This window comes from Ideonella dechloratans (assembly GCF_021049305.1).
GTDB lineage: Bacteria > Pseudomonadota > Gammaproteobacteria > Burkholderiales > Burkholderiaceae_C > Ideonella > Ideonella dechloratans.
On the sequence record NZ_CP088082.1, the window covers coordinates 197,882 to 211,382 of the forward strand.

The following is a 13,501-nucleotide window of genomic DNA, read 5'->3' on the forward strand; positions in this document are numbered from 1 at the left end:
TTGGCTGACGTTTGGGCTGAAACATGACACGTCCCCGCATCCCCGCCGCCATCTGGGCCCTGGGCCTGGTCAGCATGTTCATGGACATCTCCTCGGAGATGATCCACAGCCTGCTGCCGATGTTCCTGGCCACCTCGCTGGGGGTGTCGGCCACCGCCATCGGCCTGATCGAGGGCCTGGCGGAATCGACCGCGCTGATCGTCAAGGTGTTCTCCGGCGTGCTCAGCGACTGGCTGGGCAAGCGCAAGGGCCTGGCCCTGCTGGGCTATGCACTGGGGGCGGTCACCAAGCCCTTCTTCGCCCTGGCCACCGGGGCCGGGCTGGTGGTGGCGGCCCGTCTGGTGGACCGGGTGGGCAAGGGCATCCGCGGGGCCCCGCGCGACGCCCTGGTGGCCGACCTGACGCCACCCGAGGTGCGCGGCGCGGCCTTCGGCCTGCGCCAGTCGCTGGACACCGTGGGGGCCTTCCTGGGCCCGCTGCTGGCCACCGCCTTCATGCTGCTGTGGGCCGACGATTTCCGCGCCGTGTTCTGGGTGGCGGTGGTGCCGGGCGTGATCGCGGTGGCGGTGCTGGCCCTGGGGGTGCGTGAACCCGAGCGCCACAGCGGCGAGCGGCGGGTCAACCCCATCCGCCGCGAGACGCTGCGCCTGCTCGGCCCCGGCTACTGGTGGGTGGTGGCGCTGGGCAGCGTGTTCACGCTGGCCCGTTTCAGCGAGGCCTTCCTGGTGCTGCGGGCCCAGCAGCTGGGCGTGTCCATGGCCCTGGTGCCGCTGGTGATGGTGGCGATGAACGTGATCTATGCCGCCAGTGCCTACCCCTTCGGCTGGCTGGCGGACCGGGTGTCCCACACCCGGCTGCTGGGGGCCGGGCTCGTGGTGCTCATCGCCTCGGACGTGCTGCTGGCGCGCGCCGTCGGCCTGCCGGGCCTCCTGGCTGGCGTGGCACTGTGGGGCATCCACATGGGCATGACCCAGGGCCTGCTGGCCGCCATGGTGGCCGACACCGCGCCGGCGCCGCTGCGCGGCACGGCCTATGGCGTGTTCAACCTGGCCAGCGGCCTGGCGATGCTGCTGGCCAGCGTGGTGGCCGGTGGCCTGTGGGACGCTTTCGGGCCCGGCGCCACCTTCTGGGCCGGTGCGGGCTTTGCGGTGCTCAGCCTGGCGCTGCTGCTGCGCCACCCCGCTGCGGTCCGGCGCCTCAGCGCGGAAAGCGGACGGTGATCTCCAGGCCGGTCTGCCCGGCCGGATCGGCGAAGTCCAGCTGGATGCGAGCCCCCAGCCGCTGGGCGATGGCTTGGACGATGGACAGGCCCAGCCCGGAGCCCATCTGCGCCGAGCCGGGCGTGCGGTAGAAGGGATCGAAGACCCGGTCGCGATCGGCCGGGGAGATGCCGGGTCCGCTATCGCGCACCCGCAGCACGGCCTGGCCTTCCGACACCTCGGCGATCAGATCGACCCGCCCGCCCTCGGGCGTGTAACGGATGGCGTTGTCCACCAGGTTGCGGACCAGGGTGAACAGGTCCAGTTCGCTGGCCCACACCGTCACGTTCTGCGTGCCCTCCACCCCGATGTCGATCTGCCGGGCCTCGGCCAGGGGCATCAGCTCCTCCAGCACCTGGCGGTAGATCTGTTGGACGGACACCCGGGTCGCCAGCGACCGGGTGTCGGACTGCGCCTTGGCCAGGGCCAGCAGCTGGTCCAGCAGATTGCGGCTGCGCGCAATGCCCTGGCGCAAGGCATCGAGCCGCTCGCGGGCCGGGGGCGGCAGCGCGGTCTCGGCCAGCCGATCGGCCTGCAGTGACAGGGCGGTCAGCGGCGAGCGCAGCTCGTGTGCCGCATCCGCGACAAAGCGGCGCTGGCCCGTGACCGTTTGCTCGACCCGGGCCAGCAGGCCATTGATGGCGCGCGCGAAGGGCTGCACCTCGGCCGGCAGGTGCGCGTCGTCGAGCGGGTGCAGCGCCTGTCCGGCGCGCTGGTCCACCTCCTGAGACAGCGCCGCGATGGGTCGGAACATCTTGCGCACCAGGTCGGCCACGATGAGCAGCAGCACCGGCACGAGGATCAGCAGCGGCATCACGGTGCGCAGCGCGCCGTCACGGGCGATCTCGTTGCGCAGGCCGGCTTCCTGGGCCACGGCGATGCGTTCGCCCGCGGTGGTCGTCCTGACCAGGACACGAAAGGCTTCGCCGCGGATGTCCAGGGTGTGCAGGCCGTCGGGCACCGTGGCCGGGATCGGCAGGACGCCGCTCTCGTCCACGCTCAGCCGGGAGGGGGGGATCGTGCCGACGCGCTGGACGAACACCCGGGACTCCTCGTCCGCGTTGACGGCGCTGGCCGCCACCGCGGGCGGCTCGGGGGACAGGCGCTGGTGGTCCATGAGCTGCGCGATCTGGCGCAGCATGTCGTCCTGCAGTTCGTGTGCCTCGTCGAAGGCATTCTGGAAAGCGAACGCTCCCGCGACGACGGCCACCCCGAGGATGACCAGCGACAGGATCAGCGAGAGCTTGTGCTGGACCGAGCCGTTCAGACGTCCTTGGAAACCATCCATCCCACGCCCCTGACGTTCTTGATGACCTCGCGCCCGAGCTTGGTGCGCAGCGCGTGGATCAGATACTCCACCGCATTGCTTTCCACCTCCTCACCCCAGCCGTAGATGCGTTCCTCCAGTTCGCTGCGCGAGAGAATGGCCCCCGGGCGGACCAGCAACGCGTGCAGCAGCGAGAACTCGCGGTTGGACAGCTGTGTCGCCTGCCCGCCGGCCAGGCTGGCGACCTTGGTGGCCGGATCCAGTGACACCTTCCCGTTGCCGAGCACCGGCGTGGCGGCTCCGCCCTTGCGGCGCAGCACGGCGCGCATGCGCGCCAGCAGTTCCGCCATCGGGAAGGGCTTGACCAGGTAATCGTCCGCGCCGCCGTCCAGGCCGCGCAGGCGGTCGTCCAGTTCGTCGCGGGCGGTGATGATGAGCAGCGGCACCGGGTTGTCGCGCGCCCGGATGCCGGCCAGCACCGCGTGGCCGTCCTGGTCGGGCAGGCCCAGGTCCAGCAGCACCAGATCGTAGGCATGGCAGCTCAGGCTGGCCAGAGCCTGCCGCCCCTCGCGCACCCAGTCGGCGGCGTGGCCGGCGTCCCTCAGGGCCGCCTGGATGGCCTGCCCGATCATGGGATCGTCCTCGATCAGCAATACCCGCATTGCGCCTGTGCTCCGGTGTCAGTGCGCCGTTCGTGCTGCCCGCTGCCGGAACACCACGATGCCCGCCAGCATGAAGGCCAGCAGGGCGGCCGAGGCCGAGTATCGGCTCAGTGCCAGGCCGCCGGCACTCAGGGGCTTGTCCAGGAAGTCGCCGACCACCGCCCCCAGCGGACGGGTCAGGATGAAGGCCGCCCAGAACAGCACTGTGCGTGACATCGCTGTCCAGCGGTAGGCCAGCACGACCAGGAGCAGCAGCGCACCGAAGACCACGGCGGCGCCGGTGTAGCCCAGGCCGGCGGTGTCGGCCGTCCAGTCGCCCAGCGCCGTGCCCAGGGTCTGGGAGAACATGATCGTCAGCCAGTAGAAGGCCTCGGCCCGGGGCGAGCTGACGGTGCTGACCGACACCGAGCCGAGGCTGCGGTGCCAGGCCAGGAGGGCTCCGGCCAGCAGGGCCAGCAGCAGGCCCGAGCCACCGGCATAGCCGATGCCCAGGGAACGGTCCGCGAAGTCTGCCAGCGTGGTGCCCACGGTGGTGGTGGCGATGATGGTCGTCCAGTACAGCAGGGGGTGGAAGCCCTTGGCCCTGATCTGGGCGAGCACGGCCGCGATGAAGATGGCCGCGAAGATGCCGGTGCTGAGCAGGTAGCCCAGGTTCATGGACATGGAGACGGCATCGCCGCCGGTTTCGCCCAGCGTGGTGGCGGCGATCTTGATCAGCCAGAAGCCCAGGGTGACTTCGGGGACCTTGGCCAGGCTGCGTTCGGAGGTGTGTGGCATGTCAGGGTGCTTTCGACGGGGACTTGCGTGCGGGCGTGGGGCCGGCCGTGGCGGCGGTCAGCCGAGGGGCGGGGTGGTCGGGCCGGCGGGGGACCGGGGCCGGGCCAGGCCCCACTGCGAGGCGGCCACCAGCAGGACGATCACCGCCAGGAACGAGGCGCTGGTCCAGGGGCCGCCCAGGCCCAGGCCGCCGTCGGCCGGGGTTTGGGTCAGCAGATCGCCCAGGGTCGCACCGAAGGGGCGGGTCAGGATGTAGCCGATCCAGAAGGTGAGCACGGCAGGGCCGCCCAGGCGCCAGGTGGCCCAGGTCAGTCCGATCAGCGTGCCGAAGGCCAGCGCGCCCCGCGCAAAGCCCAAGCCCAGGGCCTCGGTGGCCAGATCACCGGCGGCCGTGCCCAGCGCGAAGGTGCAGAGGATGGCAGCCCAGTAGAAGAGCTCGCGCCGGCGCGTCACGATGGCATGGATGGACAGCGTGCCCTCCCGGCGACGCCAGCGCGCGAAGATCACCGCGAGCAGGGCCGCGAAAGCGGCGGTGCTGAGCCACAGGGGCACGCCCAGGGCGTCGGTGAGCAGGTCGGTGATCTGCGTTCCGACCACGCTGACCAGGACCACTGTCAACCAGTAGACCCATGGCACGTGACGGCGGGTGTGCAACTGCGCGAACAGCACAGCCAACAGCAGCGCCCCCATCACCCCGCAGGTCGGACCCAGGCCCCAACCCATGTCGAAGGCCAGGAAGTCGGCCCCGGTCTCGCCCACCGTGGTGGACAGGATCTTGATGATCCAGAACGAGAGCGTGACTTCGGGGACCTTGTTCAGCCACCCCGGGGCAGGGTGTGCGGGCACGGTGTTCATGGCGCCTTCCTCTTCGTGAGTGCAATGGCGCGCAGTCTGGCCGGCCTGACTTAGGCGGGCCATAGGACCTGTGTGGCCGACCTGTGTGGCCTGTGCGGCCCTGGCGGCTCAGGCCGGCGGGTTGGGGGCCCCCAGCACGCCGAACTCCGCCGGCACCTTGACGTAGAAAAGATCGGCCTGGGCCTGAGTGAGCGCCTGGGCCAGGAGGGCCCATTGCGCCTCGGTCACCACCAGGGTCAGGGTCACCGGCTGGTCTGCCAGCTCGAAGAAATGGGCCGAATGCAGCCGACCGTCGCGGCCGATGCCTTCCACGCCGGTGCTGAGTGTGGCGCCGCGGATGCCCAGCTGCCGGACGGTCTCCAGCAGCCAGGCGCCCATGGTCTGATGGCCGTGGCGCCGGCCTTCGCCGGTGAAGATGGTGATCTGGAAGCCTTGCATGGTCATGCTCCTGCCAGCCGGAGGTTGCGCACCAGGGTGACGGTGCCGATGCCCAGCAGCGTCATCACGAGGCTGCCGCCCACATGCACCGCCACAGCCGCCAGGGCCCAGGTCAGGCGGCCGGCCATCAGCTGGGTGACGACCTCGGCGGAGAAGGTGGAGAAGGTGGTGAGCCCGCCCAGAAAGCCGGTGACGGCGAAGAGCCGCCATTCCGGGGGCAGGGTGGGGTGGGTGGCGAAGAAGGCCACGGCCAGCCCGATCAGGTAGCCCCCCAGCAGGTTGGCCGCCAGCGTGCCCGGCGGCAGGAAGGGGAACACGGCATTGAGCTGGTTGCCCAGCACCCAGCGCAGCAGGGCACCCAACGAGGCGCCCAGGGCGATGGCCAAGACGGCAAGCATTCGGACACGTCCTTTCGTTCACGGCAGAAGGAAGGACGCGGCCACGCATCCCTCCCGGGAAATTGCGCAGGCATCATCAGCACGCACCGGACGGCGCGGCGGTTCGAGGAGGCATGCCATCTCCTGTGATGTGCAGCTTAGCAGATCCCCCACGGCCTCCCGAGCCTCAGTGCATGTGGCGGTGATGCTCGTCCGGCACATGCTCGTGGGCGTGCCGCACGGGGTGGTGCCGATGGGGGTGGCTGTGCGGGCCGGAGGGCATCCGGTCATGGAGATGGTCGTGGTGGCCGTCGTCGTGGGTGTGGGCGTGCTCGTGCGTCAGGGCCTCGTGCTGGTGCAGGTGATCGTGGCGCTCGGCCAGGTGCAGCACGATGCCGGCGGCCATCAGCGCGGCGCCCACCAGCAGCCAGGGGCCACCCGACTGCGCCCCCATGGCCCAGGCCAGCACGGCGCCGACGAAGGGGGCGAAGGCGAAGACCGAGCCGGTGCGCGCCGCCCCGAAGGCGCGCTGGGCCAGCAGGTAGAAGCGCAGGCTCAGGCCGTAGCCGGTGGCGCCCACGCCCAGCAGGGCCAGGGCCGGGCCGGCGGCGGGCCAGCCCTCGCCCAGGGCCGCCGCCAGGCCCAGCGTGGCCAGGGCGCCCAGCAGGCCCTTGAACATCACCACCTGGCCGGGGTCCCGCTCGGCCAGCGCGCGCGAGAGTGTGTTGTCCATGCCCCAGGCGGCGGTGGCCAGCAGCACCGCCAGCAGGCCCAGCCACTGGCCGCTGCTGCCGTGGGCCCGGTCCAGCACCAGGGCCATGCCGCCCAGCGTCAGCAGGGCCAGGGCCAGTTGGACCCGCCGGTCCAGGCTCTCGTGGTACCAGGCGCGGGCCAGCAGGGCGGTGAACACCGCCTCCAGCGTCAGCATCAGCGAGGCGCTGGTGCCACTGGTGTGCTGCAGGCCCCAGGCCAGGGCCACCGGGCCGATGGCCGCGCCGAACAGGGCCATCCAGGCCAGCCGGGGCAGGTCGGCGCGGCGCAGCCGGGCTTCGCGCTCCACGGGCTGGCGCAGCAGCAGCCCCACCAGGGCCGCGCCGGCGTAGAGCAGGCCGGCGGTGGTGAAGCTGCCCAGGCCCGCCCCCCACCGTTGCACCAGCGGGGTGCTGACGCCGAAGAGCACGGCCGCCAGCAGGGCGACAAGGCCACCCCGCAGGGCGGGCCAACGGGCAGCGGGGGAGGGTGATTTTGATACCATACCCCCCTATTCTATAAAGACGACGACCCCATGAGTCACACCGTTCAAGACAAAGCCAAGCTGCTGGCCCGGGTGCGCCGCATCCGGGGGCAAGTGGAAGCGCTGGAGCGTTCGCTGGAGGCCGAGAAGGGCTGCGCCGAGGTGCTGCACCAGATCGCCGGCGTGCGCGGCGCGATGAACGGCCTGATGGCCGAGGTGCTGGAAGACCATGTGCGCTCGCACATCGCCGACCCGGCCATCACCGATGCGGCCGAGCGCACCCAGGGCGCCGACGAGCTGATCGAGGTGCTGCGCAGCTACCTGCGCTGACTGCAACACGAAGGAATCCCATGCACACCGAAGACCTGTCGCGCTGGACGCACGAACACCGCTTCGACAGCGGCAATGCCGCGGCCGAGCGCAGCACCCGCGTGGTGATGTGGATCACCGCCGCCATGATGGTGGTGGAGATCGTCGCCGGCTGGTGGTTCAACTCCATGGCCCTGCTGGCCGACGGCTGGCACATGAGCTCGCACGCGGTGGCCATCGGCCTGTCGGCTGCGGCCTACGCGCTGGCGCGCCGCCACGCGCAGGACCCGCGTTTCGCCTTCGGCACCTGGAAGATCGAGATCCTGGGCGGCTTCGCCAGCGCCATCTTCCTGCTGGGGGTGGCGGCGCTGATGGTGGTGGGCTCGGTGGAGCGCATCCTCAGCCCCGCGCCCATCCACTACCAGGAAGCCATCGTGGTCGCGGTGCTGGGCCTGGTGGTCAACATCGTCTGCGCGCTGATCCTCGGCCAGGCCCACCACCATGGGCACGACCACGGGCATGGCCACGGCCATGGCCATCACCACGGACATGTGGGGCATGGCCACGACGACCTCGGCCATCATGACCTCAACCTGAAGTCGGCCTATGTGCACGTCATCGCCGATGCGGCCACCTCGGTGCTGGCCATCGCGGCGCTGGTGGGCGGCTGGCTCTGGGGCTGGTCCTGGCTGGACCCGCTGATGGGCCTGGTGGGTGCGGTGCTGGTGGGCGTGTGGGCCAAGGGCCTGGTGGTGGACACCGCCAAGGTGCTGCTGGACCGGGAGATGGACCACCCGGTGGTCGATGAGATCCGCGAGGTGGTGGAGGCCGATGCCGGCACCGGCGACAGCCGCCTGGCCGACCTGCATGTCTGGCGCGTCGGCCAGGGCGCCTATGCCTGCGCCCTGACGGTGGTGACGCACGATCCGCAGCTCACGCCCGATGTCGTGCGCCAGCGCCTGTCGGTGCACGAGGAGGTGGTGCACAGCACCATCGAGATCCACCACTGCCCGGCTCATCCCTGAAACAGGCGGGTCAATCGGGCGCTGTTCCGAGGCAGCCCTGGCGGCAAAGTCTCTAATCTGTCAGGTAATTCTGATCCCTGGGGTCGCGCGTGCCACAGAGCGCGCCGGCCCAGGTTTTTCCACTGCCTGGAGACAACCGCTGCCATGCCTTTCCCCTTCTTCGCACGCCACACGCCCCGTCGGGGGGGCGTTCAACTGCCAGGCCCTGCCGACTTCCCTGGGGAGCGTGGGTCTGCGTGGTGCCCGTGGGTTGCTGATGGTCTTCGTGCCGCCCGGTGCCGACTTCGGCCGGGTGAACGCGGCCTGGCAGCAGTTGGCGCCTGAAGGTCTGACCGTGGTGGCCCTGTCGTCCTCCGGGGCGCTGTGCTCTGCGGCGGGAGCCTCCACCTACTGCGAAGCCAATACGGTGGAGGGCAGCTGGCTGTACCTGCCCAAGGCCCTGATCGGTCGGCACGAGCTGCATCTGGTGGACCTGCATGTGAACGGCGAGCATTCCGCCAAGAAGCGGGTGAGCGCCATCCGCGGCGAGCTGGACCGCCTGTCCCTGCAGATGCCGCTGTCGGCCGAGCGCCATTTCGCGCTGGTCTATTGCGACGGTGTCTCGGCCTCCGAGGGCTTTCTGATGCAGGCCTGGTACGCCAGCGGTCGCTTCCCCTGCCTGGCCATCGGCGGCTCGGCCGGCGGACCGCTGGACCTGGGCGCCACCTACATCGGCACCCGCCAGGGCGTGGTGCAGCACAAGGCGGCGGTCATCTTCTGCGAGATGGCGCGCGGCAAGTCCTTCGCGCCCTTCAAGTCCCAGAACTTCGAGCCCACCAACCAGAGCTGGCTGGTGGCCCAGGCCGATCCGGTCTCGCGCACCGTGCATTCGGTGCTGGACGCGCACAACCGCCCGCGCCCGGTGATCGAGCTGCTGTGCGAGCAGTTCCGCTGCCAGCCTTCGGAGCTGGGGGCGCGCCTGCAGAACATGACCTTCGCGGTGAAGGTGGACGACGAGTTCTTCATCCGCTCGGTGGCCAGCATCGGCGCCGACCACATCACCTTCTTCTGCGACCTGGAGTTCGGTGACCGGCTGCACCTGCTGCGTGCCACGCCCTTCGTCGAGAGCACCGAGCGCGACTGGGCCCGCTTCATGTCCGGCAAGCCCCAGCCGCTGGGCATGCTGCTCAACGACTGCGTGCTGCGCCGCGTGGGCAATGCCGGCCAGCTGGGCCAGGCCCGCTTCTTCGACCGCATCCCGGCCGCGGGCTTCTCCAGCTTCGGCGAGATCCTGGGCGTGCCCATCAACCAGACCCTGTCGGCCCTGGTCTTCTTCGACCGCAACATCAAGGCGATGAGCCAGTTCCCGGTGCAGTACGCGGCCTATTCCGCGCACTACGCGCAGCGCGCGCTGCACCGCTGGGAGGCCATGCACACCATCCAGTCCGGGATGATGGAGCGGGTGGTGGCCTACCAGCAGAACGTGGAACCGCTGCTGCAGGCCCTGCCGCAGCTGGAGCACGCGACCTCGCTGCAGTCCCAGGCGCTGAACGTGGCCGAGACCAACATCCGCTCGCTCAGCGACGCGGCCCTGCACACCCGGGGCGCCCAGGACAAGCTGGAGAGCGAGCTCACCGAGCTCGAGCGCATCTCCAGCGGCATCAGCCAGGTCACCTCCGGCATCGGCCGCATCGCCGACCAGACCAACCTGCTCGCCCTGAACGCCGCGGTGGAAGCCGCCCGCGCGGGCGACGCTGGACGCGGCTTCTCGGTGGTGGCCGAGGAGGTGCGGCGCCTGGCGCAGTCGTCCAAGAGCCAGGCCGACACCACCCGCAAGGACATCACCGGCGCGGTGGATGCCATCGCCCGCATCCGCGCAGTGGCCGGGCAGACGGTGGACACCACCCAGCAGATGGCCCAGCAGAGCATTGCCGCGGCCGAGAAGATCGCCAACATGAGCGCCGACACCGAAGAGGAGCGGCGCAAGATCTCGGTCTGCCTGTCCAATCTGAAGGACATGGCCAAGCAGATGGACGCGATGCGCGACAGCGTGGACCAGATCACCCTGCTGGGCAAGCTGGCCACGGCCTGAACCTCTGCCTCAGTAGTGCACGACGGAGCGGATCGACTTTCCGTCGTGCATCAGGTCGAAGGCCTCGTTGATGTCCGACAGCGGCATGGTGTGGGTCACGAAGGGGGCGAGCTTGATCTCCTCCTTCATGGCCTGCTCGACCATGCCCGGCAGCTCGCTGCGGCCCTTGACGCCGCCGAAGGCGGTGCCCAGCCACTTGCGGCCCGTCACCAGCTGGAAGGGGCGGGTGGAGATCTCCTGGCCCGCGCCGGCCACGCCGATGATGACCGACTGGCCCCAGCCGCGGTGGGCGCATTCCAGCGCGGCGCGCATCACGTTGACGTTGCCGATGCACTCGAAGCTGTGATCCACGCCCCAGCCCGTCATCTCGACGATGACCTGCTGGATGGGCTTGTCGAAGTCCTTGGGGTTCACGCAGTCGGTGGCGCCGAAGGTCTTGGCCAGCGCGAACTTGTCCGGGTTGGTGTCCACCGCGATGATGCGGCCGGCGCCGGCCATCTGGGCACCATGCACCACCGCCAGGCCGATGCCGCCCAGGCCGAACACGGCCACGGAGTCGCCCGGCTGCACCTTGGCGGTGTTCTTCACCGCGCCCAGGCCGGTGGTCACGCCGCAGCCCAGCAGGCAGACCTGCTCGGGGTTGGCGTCGGGGTGGATCTTCGCCAGCGATACTTCGGCCACCACGGTGTACTCGCTGAAGGTCGAGCAGCCCATGTAGTGGTAGATCGGCTGGCCGTTGTACGAGAAGCGGGTGGTGCCGTCGGGCATCACGCCCTTGCCCTGGGTGGCGCGCACCGACACGCACAGATTGGTCTTGCCGCTCTTGCAGAACAGGCACTCGCCGCACTCGGCGGTGTAGAGCGGAATGACGTGGTCGCCCGGCTTGACGCTGGTGACGCCTTCGCCCACCTCCACGACGATGCCGGCGCCCTCATGGCCCAGCACCACCGGGAACAGGCCCTCGGGGTCGTCGCCGCTGAGGGTGAAGGCGTCGGTGTGGCAGACACCGGTGTGGGTGATCTTGATCAGCACCTCGCCCTTCTGCGGCGGGGCGACGTCGATCTCGACGACCTGCAGGGGCTGGCCAGCGGCAAAGGCAACGGCGGCACGGGATTTCATGGTCGGGGTCCTTGGTTGGAGGAGGTCATCCGGATGGCGTCCGGGAGGTCAGCGGAGGAAGGAGCGCAGCATGCGGACCATGTGGTCCACCTCGGCGTCCTGGGCGGGGGCATCGGGCGGCTGGGCCGTGGCGGAACCGAAGGTCTCCCGCATGTGGCTTTCCAGCACGTCGGCCATCAGGCCGTAGGTGGCGCCGCGCAGTGCGGCCAACTGCTGCAGCAGGTCCACGCACTCGGTGCCGGCCTCGACCGCGCGCTCCAGCGCCTCGGCCTGGCCCTTGATGCGGCGCAGCCGGGTGACGACGCGTTTGCGCTCGGCGGGCGAGTGCGGCATGGTGGCTCCTTGATACTGGGGGTCAGTATACAGAGGCCACCCCTGCCACAGGGCCCTGGGCAGGGCGCTGCGATACTTCTTCCTGATCCGAGAAAACCTGATACACTCACCGAGTTAGCTGCAGTTTCGCTTACCTCCGCAGCTTTGAGTCCGCCGTACGCCGTGTGTCCCGCACGCCGCGTGCAAGGCGGCTCCCCCAGGTTGGATCCATCTCACGCGGTCACCTGGCAACCCAGGCAAGCTTCGTCTGGTTCAACGTTCCTGACGCCCCGCACTTGGCGGTTCATCCAGGCTTCAGGATCCTGATCTTCTCTTTCTTCCGGCGCTGGCGCGGTCCCCGATCCCTGCCAGGCCTTTCGCGCCGAGCCTTGCTGGCCGGTGCCATGAAAACCCATTGATTTCTGCTTCTCCTCGCACCCGCACCGTGGGCCGGTATGTCCTGTCCTCGATGACCCAACGGACCGACACCGGTCACTTTGCAGCGTCCCTGTCCATCCGCAGTGGCACAGGTTCCGCCTCCCATGACCGGGTCTTCCGGTTCACTCCCCTGTTTTCCACGCACCGTGCGGCTTCGCGTTACGCGATGGCCCAGGGCCTGGAATACCTGCGTCAACCCGCGTTGCCGGCCTGAACGGCAGCCCGGCACGTTCTTGCACAAGGATCATCCATGACCAAAGAAGAACTCATCGAAATGCGTGGCCAGGTGGACGAAGTTCTGCCCGATTCGCGCTTTCGCGTGACGCTGGAAAACGGCCACAGCCTGGTGGCCTACACCGGCGGCAAGATGCGCAAGCACCACATCCGCATCCTGGCCGGCGACAAGGTCTCGCTGGAACTCTCGCCCTACGACCTGAACAAGGGGCGCATCACCTTCCGTCACCTGGAACCCCGCAGCGGCGGCGCCCCTGCGGCCCGGCGTCGGAAGTTCTGACGAACACGGCCCGTTCGCGGGCCACCTTGATTGCCACGTGCTGCCGCAGCGGGCGATCCTGAACACGCGGCTTCTCTGAAAGGGTCCATCATGGACAACAAGCTCTACGTCGGCAATCTGCCCTATTCCATGGGCGACGACGACCTGCAACAACACTTCTCCGCCTTCGGCCAGGTCACCTCGGCCAAGGTCATGATGGACCGCGACAGCGGCCGTTCCAAGGGCTTCGGCTTCGTGGAAATGGGCTCGGGCGATGAAGCCCAGGCCGCCATCCGCGGCATGAACGGCGAGTCCTTCGGTGGCCGCGAGATGGTCGTCAACGTGGCCCGTCCCCGTGAAGAGCGCCCGGCCGGCGGCTTCGGCGGTGGTGGCAACCGCGGCGGCTTCCAGCGTCGCAGCTACTGATCGTTGGCGGTTGGCGGGGCCTGGCGCTTTCAGCGCCGAGCCCCGGCCGCTGACCCACCCGCGCCCACGGTGCGGGTGAAGGGTTCCGCGTCGCTCTGTGCGCGGACCGGATATCCAAGACGGATTTCCTTCGTTGGTCGCGATCCAGCGACTGGCTAAGGTGAAGCCCTGTTGATTTGACAACACGGACTTCACCATGAACATCGTCGGCATCGCGGGCAGCCCGACCCGCCCCTCCCGTTCCACAGCGCTGCTGCGCCAGGCCCTGGCCCAGCTGGAGGCCGCCGGCGGCCACAGTCGCCTGATCGAGGTGGCCGATCTGCCCGCCCAGGCCATTCTGCGGGCCGAATTCCGCGACCCCTCGCTGGTCGCCGCTGTCGAGGCCGTGGAGGCCGCCGATGTGGTCGTCGTGGCCACCCCCTGTTGAATCACGAGCAAA

Annotated in this window: 16 protein-coding genes and 1 riboswitch; of the genes, 7 read left to right on the forward strand and 9 right to left on the reverse strand. The window is 69.5% G+C overall.

The annotated features are described in order from the left end of the window. The first annotated feature begins 23 nt into the window (after positions 1-23). Positions 24-1,220 (forward strand): MFS transporter, encoded by a 1,197-nt coding sequence (locus LRM40_RS18815; RefSeq protein ID WP_151124397.1) that lies wholly within the window; start codon positions 24-26, stop codon positions 1,218-1,220. On the opposite strand, the gene LRM40_RS18820 is transcribed toward LRM40_RS18815, so the two are convergent. The 7 genes from LRM40_RS18820 to LRM40_RS18850 form a co-directional block, all read right to left on the reverse strand. Beyond that, positions 1,198-2,547 carry a sensor histidine kinase gene (locus LRM40_RS18820; RefSeq protein WP_151124398.1) on the reverse strand — a complete coding sequence of 450 codons (1,350 nt, stop codon included), beginning with the start codon at positions 2,545-2,547 and terminating at the stop codon, positions 1,198-1,200. The two genes, LRM40_RS18815 and LRM40_RS18820, sit on opposite strands and share 23 nt — an antisense overlap. Continuing rightward, positions 2,523-3,188 (reverse strand): response regulator, encoded by a 666-nt coding sequence (locus LRM40_RS18825; RefSeq protein ID WP_151124399.1) that lies wholly within the window; start codon positions 3,186-3,188, stop codon positions 2,523-2,525. The genes LRM40_RS18820 and LRM40_RS18825 overlap by 25 nt, the downstream gene beginning before the upstream one ends. Positions 3,189-3,206: 18 nt before the next feature. Continuing rightward, positions 3,207-3,965: a COG4705 family protein gene (locus LRM40_RS18830; RefSeq protein WP_151124400.1), complete on the reverse strand. Its 759-nt coding sequence runs from the start codon at positions 3,963-3,965 to the stop codon at positions 3,207-3,209. A gap of 57 nt (positions 3,966-4,022) precedes the next feature. Beyond that, positions 4,023-4,820 carry a COG4705 family protein gene (locus LRM40_RS18835; RefSeq protein WP_151124401.1) on the reverse strand — a complete coding sequence of 266 codons (798 nt, stop codon included), beginning with the start codon at positions 4,818-4,820 and terminating at the stop codon, positions 4,023-4,025. 108 nt (positions 4,821-4,928) lie between these two features. Then, positions 4,929-5,258 carry a DUF190 domain-containing protein gene (locus tag LRM40_RS18840; RefSeq protein ID WP_151124402.1) on the reverse strand — a complete coding sequence of 110 codons (330 nt, stop codon included), beginning with the start codon at positions 5,256-5,258 and terminating at the stop codon, positions 4,929-4,931. A gap of 2 nt (positions 5,259-5,260) precedes the next feature. Continuing rightward, positions 5,261-5,656 carry a fluoride efflux transporter CrcB gene (gene crcB, locus LRM40_RS18845; RefSeq protein ID WP_151124403.1) on the reverse strand — a complete coding sequence of 132 codons (396 nt, stop codon included), beginning with the start codon at positions 5,654-5,656 and terminating at the stop codon, positions 5,261-5,263. Positions 5,657-5,716: 60 nt separating this feature from the next. Further along, positions 5,717-5,789, reverse strand: a riboswitch (Fluoride riboswitch). Positions 5,790-5,822: 33 nt separating this feature from the next. Then, complete coding sequence (locus tag LRM40_RS18850; protein WP_151124404.1) at positions 5,823-6,890, reverse strand: DMT family transporter; 1,068 nt, start codon at positions 6,888-6,890, stop codon at positions 5,823-5,825. Positions 6,891-6,920: 30 nt separating this feature from the next. Between LRM40_RS18850 and LRM40_RS18855 the strand changes: the two genes are divergently transcribed. From LRM40_RS18855 to LRM40_RS18865, 3 genes are all read left to right on the forward strand, one after another. After that, the gene (locus LRM40_RS18855) at positions 6,921-7,199 is read left to right on the forward strand and encodes a metal/formaldehyde-sensitive transcriptional repressor (RefSeq protein WP_151124405.1); all 279 of its coding nucleotides are present in this window, start codon (positions 6,921-6,923) and stop codon (positions 7,197-7,199) included. A 20-nt stretch (positions 7,200-7,219) separates the two neighbouring features. Further along, positions 7,220-8,203, forward strand: coding sequence for a CDF family Co(II)/Ni(II) efflux transporter DmeF (gene dmeF, locus LRM40_RS18860; RefSeq protein WP_151124406.1), 984 nt, complete (start codon positions 7,220-7,222; stop codon positions 8,201-8,203). 226 nt (positions 8,204-8,429) lie between these two features. Next, positions 8,430-10,274 (forward strand): methyl-accepting chemotaxis protein, encoded by a 1,845-nt coding sequence (locus tag LRM40_RS18865; protein WP_211373000.1) that lies wholly within the window; start codon positions 8,430-8,432, stop codon positions 10,272-10,274. A 9-nt stretch (positions 10,275-10,283) separates the two neighbouring features. Here LRM40_RS18865 and LRM40_RS18870 read toward each other — a convergent pair whose 3' ends face one another. Both LRM40_RS18870 and LRM40_RS18875 read right to left on the reverse strand, forming a co-directional pair. Next, a complete protein-coding gene (locus LRM40_RS18870; RefSeq protein ID WP_151124407.1) occupies positions 10,284-11,393 on the reverse strand; it encodes an S-(hydroxymethyl)glutathione dehydrogenase/class III alcohol dehydrogenase in 1,110 nt (369 codons plus the stop codon). A gap of 48 nt (positions 11,394-11,441) precedes the next feature. Further along, complete coding sequence (locus LRM40_RS18875) at positions 11,442-11,726, reverse strand: metal/formaldehyde-sensitive transcriptional repressor (RefSeq protein ID WP_151124408.1); 285 nt, start codon at positions 11,724-11,726, stop codon at positions 11,442-11,444. 667 nt (positions 11,727-12,393) lie between these two features. Between LRM40_RS18875 and infA the strand changes: the two genes are divergently transcribed. The 3 genes from infA to LRM40_RS18895 all read left to right on the forward strand — a co-directional run bounded on the left by infA (position 12,394) and on the right by LRM40_RS18895 (position 13,489). Continuing rightward, complete coding sequence (gene infA, locus LRM40_RS18885; protein WP_151124409.1) at positions 12,394-12,657, forward strand: translation initiation factor IF-1; 264 nt, start codon at positions 12,394-12,396, stop codon at positions 12,655-12,657. 90 nt (positions 12,658-12,747) lie between these two features. Continuing rightward, positions 12,748-13,062, forward strand: coding sequence for an RNA-binding regulator (rbp, locus tag LRM40_RS18890; RefSeq protein ID WP_151124410.1), 315 nt, complete (start codon positions 12,748-12,750; stop codon positions 13,060-13,062). Between the two features lie 196 nt (positions 13,063-13,258). Continuing rightward, positions 13,259-13,489, forward strand: coding sequence for an NAD(P)H-dependent oxidoreductase (locus LRM40_RS18895; RefSeq protein ID WP_151124411.1), 231 nt, complete (start codon positions 13,259-13,261; stop codon positions 13,487-13,489). Positions 13,490-13,501 lie beyond the last annotated feature (12 nt).

What these genes read in the sequence shown, in the direction of transcription:
- LRM40_RS18815 (WP_151124397.1), top strand. Translation starts at nt 24, where the DNA reads ATGACACGTCCCCGCATCCCCGCCGCCATCTGGGCCCTGGGCCTGGTC.
- LRM40_RS18820 (WP_151124398.1), bottom strand. Translation starts at nt 2,547, where the DNA reads ATGGATGGTTTCCAAGGACGTCTGAACGGCTCGGTCCAGCACAAGCTC.
- LRM40_RS18825 (WP_151124399.1), bottom strand. Translation starts at nt 3,188, where the DNA reads ATGCGGGTATTGCTGATCGAGGACGATCCCATGATCGGGCAGGCCATC.
- LRM40_RS18830 (WP_151124400.1), bottom strand. Translation starts at nt 3,965, where the DNA reads ATGCCACACACCTCCGAACGCAGCCTGGCCAAGGTCCCCGAAGTCACC.
- LRM40_RS18835 (WP_151124401.1), bottom strand. Translation starts at nt 4,820, where the DNA reads ATGAACACCGTGCCCGCACACCCTGCCCCGGGGTGGCTGAACAAGGTC.
- LRM40_RS18840 (WP_151124402.1), bottom strand. Translation starts at nt 5,258, where the DNA reads ATGCAAGGCTTCCAGATCACCATCTTCACCGGCGAAGGCCGGCGCCAC.
- crcB (WP_151124403.1), bottom strand. Translation starts at nt 5,656, where the DNA reads ATGCTTGCCGTCTTGGCCATCGCCCTGGGCGCCTCGTTGGGTGCCCTG.
- LRM40_RS18850 (WP_151124404.1), bottom strand. Translation starts at nt 6,890, where the DNA reads ATGGTATCAAAATCACCCTCCCCCGCTGCCCGTTGGCCCGCCCTGCGG.
- LRM40_RS18855 (WP_151124405.1), top strand. Translation starts at nt 6,921, where the DNA reads ATGAGTCACACCGTTCAAGACAAAGCCAAGCTGCTGGCCCGGGTGCGC.
- dmeF (WP_151124406.1), top strand. Translation starts at nt 7,220, where the DNA reads ATGCACACCGAAGACCTGTCGCGCTGGACGCACGAACACCGCTTCGAC.
- LRM40_RS18870 (WP_151124407.1), bottom strand. Translation starts at nt 11,393, where the DNA reads ATGAAATCCCGTGCCGCCGTTGCCTTTGCCGCTGGCCAGCCCCTGCAG.
- LRM40_RS18875 (WP_151124408.1), bottom strand. Translation starts at nt 11,726, where the DNA reads ATGCCGCACTCGCCCGCCGAGCGCAAACGCGTCGTCACCCGGCTGCGC.
- infA (WP_151124409.1), top strand. Translation starts at nt 12,394, where the DNA reads ATGACCAAAGAAGAACTCATCGAAATGCGTGGCCAGGTGGACGAAGTT.
- rbp (WP_151124410.1), top strand. Translation starts at nt 12,748, where the DNA reads ATGGACAACAAGCTCTACGTCGGCAATCTGCCCTATTCCATGGGCGAC.
- LRM40_RS18895 (WP_151124411.1), top strand. Translation starts at nt 13,259, where the DNA reads ATGAACATCGTCGGCATCGCGGGCAGCCCGACCCGCCCCTCCCGTTCC.